The 6,131-nt window shown below is 63.2% G+C and carries 8 protein-coding genes; 5 read left to right on the top strand and 3 right to left on the bottom strand.

The window, feature by feature from the left end; genetic code table 11:
- Positions 1-186: 186 nt before the first annotated feature.
- The 3 genes from NFX52_RS18165 to NFX52_RS18155 all read left to right on the top strand — a co-directional run bounded on the left by NFX52_RS18165 (position 187) and on the right by NFX52_RS18155 (position 1,729).
- Positions 187-585 (top strand): hypothetical protein, encoded by a 399-nt coding sequence (locus NFX52_RS18165; RefSeq protein WP_055394887.1) that lies wholly within the window; start codon positions 187-189, stop codon positions 583-585.
- 150 nt (positions 586-735) lie between these two features.
- Complete coding sequence (locus NFX52_RS18160) at positions 736-1,119, top strand: RidA family protein (protein WP_055394885.1); 384 nt, start codon at positions 736-738, stop codon at positions 1,117-1,119.
- Positions 1,120-1,294: 175 nt separating this feature from the next.
- Entirely contained in the window at positions 1,295-1,729 is a 435-nt protein-coding gene (locus NFX52_RS18155; protein ID WP_055394883.1) for a DUF2267 domain-containing protein, read from the top strand.
- A gap of 64 nt (positions 1,730-1,793) precedes the next feature.
- Here the strand turns inward: NFX52_RS18155 and NFX52_RS18150 are convergent, their stop codons facing one another.
- The gene (locus NFX52_RS18150; RefSeq protein ID WP_055394881.1) at positions 1,794-3,035 is read right to left on the bottom strand and encodes a urate hydroxylase PuuD; all 1,242 of its coding nucleotides are present in this window, start codon (positions 3,033-3,035) and stop codon (positions 1,794-1,796) included.
- Positions 3,036-3,515: 480 nt separating this feature from the next.
- Positions 3,516-4,346 carry a xanthine dehydrogenase accessory protein XdhC gene (xdhC, locus tag NFX52_RS18145; protein ID WP_055394879.1) on the bottom strand — a complete coding sequence of 277 codons (831 nt, stop codon included), beginning with the start codon at positions 4,344-4,346 and terminating at the stop codon, positions 3,516-3,518.
- 67 nt (positions 4,347-4,413) lie between these two features.
- On the opposite strand from xdhC, the gene NFX52_RS18140 reads away from it, so the two are divergent.
- On the top strand, positions 4,414-4,956 hold the full coding sequence (locus NFX52_RS18140; RefSeq protein ID WP_082437303.1) for an energy transducer TonB: 543 nt from the start codon (positions 4,414-4,416) through the stop codon (positions 4,954-4,956).
- Between the two features lie 24 nt (positions 4,957-4,980).
- Here NFX52_RS18140 and uraH read toward each other — a convergent pair whose 3' ends face one another.
- Positions 4,981-5,331 carry a hydroxyisourate hydrolase gene (gene uraH, locus NFX52_RS18135; RefSeq protein WP_055394878.1) on the bottom strand — a complete coding sequence of 117 codons (351 nt, stop codon included), beginning with the start codon at positions 5,329-5,331 and terminating at the stop codon, positions 4,981-4,983.
- Between the two features lie 108 nt (positions 5,332-5,439).
- Between uraH and NFX52_RS18130 the strand changes: the two genes are divergently transcribed.
- Positions 5,440-6,117 (top strand): GntR family transcriptional regulator, encoded by a 678-nt coding sequence (locus tag NFX52_RS18130; protein WP_055394876.1) that lies wholly within the window; start codon positions 5,440-5,442, stop codon positions 6,115-6,117.
- Positions 6,118-6,131 lie beyond the last annotated feature (14 nt).

The raw sequence follows: 6,131 nt of genomic DNA, 5'->3' as shown, positions 1-6,131 counted from the left end.
TGCAGGGCTATCAACATGGCTTCACTCCCTGGGTGGATTGCAAGGACTCTATCAACTCCTTTAGAACCGCTCGCGCCATGAAGAGTGGATAGCGTTTGAAGTCTATGCAATCGTCCGGGATGTGACACCTACCCACCTTCGGCGGGCGGCTTACCTTGCCCGTTATGTCGCTATAAAGGAGCTCTGGTGACTCTCAACGAACTTCTCACGCTCTACGTGATACCCATTCTCAGCATCGTTGTCTCGGTCGCGTTCGGCGTGTATGGGTACGTCAGTTCTAAGCGAGCCGACCAGACGTTGGAAGCGATCAATAGGGCAATGGAGGCTTGGCAGACTCAACTCATAAGGGCCACTGTTGATTTGGTCCAGTCTTCGCCCAGCATTACTGACAGCAGGATCTACCAGGCTAAGATTGAGGCGGTAAAGACTCTATCTGATGCGATCAAGAATGCGTCGGAACAAATCGTCAAAAACCCCGGGCGCGGCGACGAAGGTATTCCGCTGCAAGCTCACTTCAAAACCCTGGTCGAACAGCAAGAGCGGCTGGCGAAGGAGCTCTTGTCCGGGCCGCAACCACCCGCGTAGCCACATAACATGTCAATCGACTCTGACACACAACTGCTACGCCTTCGGCGCGCAATTGTGTGCCGGTCATCTTCACGTTTGACATCGCAAACACCTTCACAGCGCGCGTACGCCAGCAGCTCATCCCAACCCACATTGCACCGTTACGCCATGAATAAAGCCGAAGTAGCAGCTGGCCTTGCAAGCACACCGATGTACCGATACGCGCAACAGGTAGGCGATCAGCTCTTCGTCGCAGGCCAAGTGCCTCTGAACTCTTGCGGCGAACTGGTGGCACCCGATGACGTGGCTGCCCAAGCGACGCAGTGCCTACGGAATCTGGAGCTACTCCTGTCGGTGCATGGCTTCTCGATCACGGACATTCGGCAACTCGTGGTTTACGTCGTCGGAGATCGAATCCAACTCGAAAGCGCTTGGGCCGCCGTCGCTGCATGGTTCGCTGAGGATGTTCCGCCAGCAACCCTGCTGGGTGTTGCCTGCCTTGGCTACGAAGGTCAACTCGTTGAAATCGATGCACGAGTCATCAAGGCCTAACCACCCTACGCTCTCGGCGACGCATGGCCCTCACATCGGTTGGACTCGCTCCGGCAGGCCGCTCATGTCAATCCTTGAGTGTCAGCCTCCGTTAGCCGCGACCGCAGTTCCTGACCGAATCCTGCCGCCGCACGCTGCGCTTCGCAACCACCCAATTCCTTACGCCCCAAACCTCATGCCCTGGCCTCCAGAATACCAACGAGCATCCGTCGATTTCGAGAAGTTCATGGTGGCAGCCCGCGATCACGCCGGCCTGGCGACGACGAACATGGCCTGGAACATGGTCGAAGGCGTGCTTCATGTTTTCCGTCGCAGGCTTACTCTCGAGCAAGCGCTTCGCTTTGCAGATCAGTTGCCGCCTGCTGTAAGAGGTCTCTTCGTCGAAGGCTGGAGACCTGGCGATCACGTCGCCAGCGTCGGCACTCGGGCCGATTTGCTGGCAGAAGTCCGCTCGCTGCGCCGCGAACACAACTTCTCCCCTGACAACGCCATTGAGTCCGTTGGATTCGCGTTATTCGCTGTACTCCCGTCGGACGCCTTCGCTCGTGCGTTGGAGGCACTGCCACCCGAACTGCGCGAGCTTTGGAGTGGAGTTGGCAAGCCCGCCTGACCCCTGCAAGGTTCGGCGAGCGAGGCACCGCCTCCGCATTGGTCGGACCAATCCTGGCGAACCCTCAAGGCCCCGTCGGCGCCCCCGCCTCAAACCATCGCCCGATCAGCGCCCGCTCCGCGTCAGTGATTTGCGTGGCGTTGTTCATGGGCATCAGCTTTTGCACCACCACCTGCTGGTAGATGGCCTGGGCGTGTTGCCTGACCATGTCCGGCGAGTCGAGCCGCAGGTTCTTCATCTGCACCGCCTCGCCGTGGCACAGGTAGCAGCGTTGCTCCAGCACGGCTTGCACAGATTTGTAGTCATTTTGGCCGCTAGCGCTTGCTGTAATTGCGCCAGCAGCTCCTGAAACAGGAGCACCACTGACAGCAGCCATGGGCGCGGGGCGCATCCACACGATGGCGCCGACGATGACGGCCACGCCCACCAGCGCATACGGCAGCGGGTTGCCGTTGCGGCCCAGCTTGTAGCCGTGGCGCATCACAAAGAACTGGCGGATGGCGGCGCCCGCAAACATCATCAGGATCAGCACCAGCCAGTTTTGCGGGTGGCTCCAGGTAAAGCTGTAGTGGTTGCTGAGCATGGCAAACAGCACCGGCAGCGTGAAGTAGGTGTTGTGCACGCTGCGCTGTTTGCCGCGCTTGCCGTGGATCGGGTCCACCGGTTCGCCCGCCTTGATCTGTGCGATCACGGTGCGCTGGCCGGGGATGATCCAAAAGAACACGTTGGCACTCATGGCCGTGGCGATCATCGCGCCCACCAGCAAGAAGGCTGCGCGGCCAGCAAACCAGTGGCAGGCCAGCCACGAGGCGATGCACACCAGCACGAAGACGAGCGCACCCACGATGGCGTCGCCGTTCTTCCTCTGGCCAAAGATGCGGCAGATCGCGTCGTACAGCAGCCAGAACACGACGAAGAACGCGAGCGCCACCACGATGGCCGTGACAGGCGCCCAGTCCATCTTCGACTTGTCGATGAGGTAGGTGCTGGCGCTGTACAGGTACGACACGGTGAACAGCGCAAAGCCGCTGATCCAGGTGCTGTAGCTTTCCCAGAAGAACCAGTGGAGGTGGCCGGGCAGCTTGGGCGGCGACACGGCGAACTTGACCGGGTGGTAGAACCCGCCGCCGTGCACGGCCCAGAGTTCGCCGCTGACGCCCTGTTTTTTGAGGTCTTCGTCTTCGGGCGGCGTGAGGCTGCTGTCGAGGAAGACAAAGTAGAACGACGAGCCAATCCAGGCGATGGCGGTGATGACGTGGACCCAGCGCAACAGCAGGTTGGCCCAGTCGAGAAAGTAGCTTTCCATATCTCAACCTTGATGGCGCGTCAGCGCCACATTGAACGTGTTTGCGATCTCGCAGGGGATCGCGTTGGCGCGCAATCGGGATGAGTGGATGCCTCGGCTGCTTGCATGGGCTCATGCCCATGCAAGCAGCCGAGGCGTTCAATCGCCCGATTTCGCTCCAACCCTTCGGGCAGTGGTCTTTGCGGGCGGTCTGCGGCGTTGCGGCACTTGCCAATAGCCGAGCTATTGGCTGCGCACCGCGCCTTGCATCCCATCCCGCAAAGACCGCTGCGCGACCCCTGGGAGATCACAAACACGTTCTTGCAACCTGCTCACCACTGCGGGCGCTCTGAGCAGAAATTTTGGTCGCGCACCTTGGCGGGCAAACCCGCCGGGGCACCGCTGCGACCCGTAAACCGTCAACAAATCCGTTGAAAAGTGTATGCAGGAATTGTTCCCGACTCCAGCCCCAATCCGAGGCATGGAGGCCCGGAATTACCCTCAGCCCGCCCCCTTCAGCGTCTGCAGCAGCTGCGCAGCCACCGCCACGGCGATCACTTCAGGCTCCTTGCCCTCAATGCCGGGGATACCAATGGGGCAAGTGACCTGCGCCAGTTCGTCCTGTGCAAAGCCGCGCCCGTGCAGGCGATTGCGAAACGTCGCCCACTTGGTCTTGCTGCCGATGAGGCCGATAAAGGGCAGGTCGCCCTGCTCGCGCTGGCGGCGCAGGCAGGCGGCCACCACGTCCAGGTCTTCGGCATGACTGAAGCTCATGATCAGCACGCGGCTGCCCGGCGCCAGGCGGGGCACAGCCAGTTGCACGGGCTCGGAGTGTTCGCAGACCACGCCCTCGGGCGTGGGGCTAGGGAAGATGCCGTCGCGGCTGTCGATCCAGGTCAGCGCAAACGGCAGCGGCGCCAGCACCCGCGCCAGCGCGTGGCCCACATGGCCGCCACCGAACAGTGCCACCGGGTGCTGGTGCGGCGACAGGCGCGCGCGCAGACCCGCAGCGGGGGCCAGGTCGGCAGCGGTCAGCACCTCAAAACCCAGGTACACCACGCCCCCGCAGCATTGCCCCAGCGCCGGGCCCAGTGCAAAACGCATGGGTAGCTGCCCCGGGGCCGGGCCGGGCACACCGCCCAGGCGGCGGCGCGCTTCGGCAATCGCCTGCAGCTCCAGATGGCCGCCGCCGATGGTGCCCACGATACGGTCTGCGAACACGGCCATCCACGCGCCGGGTTCACGCGGGGCCGAGCCTTCGGTAGACTCCACCCTTACCAGACAGGCGGGGGCGGCTGCAAGGCCGTCCAGCAACAAAAGTACATCAGTCAATCCAGATCCTTCACGCCACCAAGGGTCGCCCGCCCCACGGGGCATCGTTCAGTTCACAAAAGCCATCATGCCGCCCACCCCCACCGAGCGCTCCTCCAGCCACCGCAGCCCCTGGCTGCTTGCCGGACTCATGGCCGCTGTTGCATCGCTGGTGGCGGCCTGCAAGTCGGCCCCCGAGCCACCAGCCCCGGCGCAGGACAGCACCATGCCCAGCCCGGACACCGCCAGCGTCAAGGGGCCCGTGCCCGCTGCCGCAGGCTCGGCACGCGCGTCTGCCGCCAGCACGGCACGCGCCTACCGCGAAGACGCCGCCACCCACCTCTATGGACTGAACGCACAGCGTGTGTACAAGGGCAAGCTGCCGCCCATGCTGTATGCCATCGGCGTGCTGGAGGTGGATATCGACCGCGCCGGCAAGGTCACGCGCCTGCGCTGGATGCGTGCTCCCAAACACGCCCCCGAGGTGGTGGCCGAAATCGAACGCACCGTGCGCGCCGCAGCCCCCTTCCCTGCGCCCACGCGCATGGGCAAGGTCACCTACACCGACACCTGGTTGTGGGACAAAAGCGGGCATTTCCAGCTCGATACGCTCACCGAAGGGCAACTGTAGGTACATCCCCCGCAGCAGGGCTCCTTATGACCCACGGTAGGTCGAATAGCTCCACGGGCTGACCAGCAAGGGAACGTGGTAGTGCTGGTCGGCGTGCGCAATGCCGAAGTCCAGGCTCACCTGGTTCAGAAAATTGGGTTCGGGCAACTCCACACCCCGGGCCTTGAAGTACCCCGCCACATCAAACCGCAGCCGGTAGGTGCCGGTGCGCAGGCTGGCGTTGTCGAACAGCGGGGCATCGGTGCGGCCATCGTGGTTCAGCACCAGGCGCTTGATGAGGGTGGCGTTGTCGCCGTCGGTGGAGTACAGGGCCACCTCCATGCCAGCGGCGGGGCAGCCGTTCATGGTGTCCAGAACGTGGGTGCTCAATCCCATAGGGAATCTCCTGAAGTGGGGGCCACGGCCAATAGGCGAGGATTGCCGGACCGCAGTGTGTAGACCAAAAGTGTATACACTTTTCGCCATCCACCGTATCATGCCGCCATGGAATCCTCATCCACCAGCGCCATTGTTGACGCTCTGACCCGCGCCATCGTGGAGCACCGCCTGCAGCCAGGCACCAAATTGGCCGAGCAGAAACTGGCCGACCACTTCGGCGTGTCGCGCACGCTGGTGCGCCAAGCGCTGTTTCAGCTTGCGCAGAACCGCCTCGTCACGCTGGAGCCCGCGCGCGGTGCGTTCGTGTCCACCCCTTCGGTGGAAGAAGCGCGCCAGGTGTTCGCCGTGCGCCGCATGCTGGAGACCGAGATGACCCGCGCCTTCGTGCAGAGCGTAACCCCCGCCAAGATCAAGGCGCTGCGCACCCATGTGGCCAGCGAGAAGGCCGCCATGGACACCGCCGACGCCAGCAGCCGCACCGAGCTGCTGGGCGACTTCCATGTGCGCATGGCCGAGCTGATGGGCAACGAGGTGCTGGCGCAGATGCTGGGCGACCTGATCTCGCGCTGCGCGCTCATCACGCTGATGTACCAGTCGGCCAGCGCCGCAGAACACTCGCACGAGGAGCACGCCGATATCGTGACAGCCCTGGCCGCGCGCGACGAAGAACGCGCCGTCGCCCTGATGCAAAGCCACCTCGAACATGTCGAAGCCAGCCTGACCTTTGACCGCAAGCGCCCGGCCAGCGACCTGGCTGCCGCCCTGGCCCCCATCACTGCCTGACCCTCCGACGTTTT

This window comes from Acidovorax facilis, assembly GCF_023913775.1.
Lineage (GTDB): Bacteria > Pseudomonadota > Gammaproteobacteria > Burkholderiales > Burkholderiaceae_C > Acidovorax > Acidovorax facilis.
This window is presented reverse-complemented; position numbering and strand designations above follow the sequence as displayed.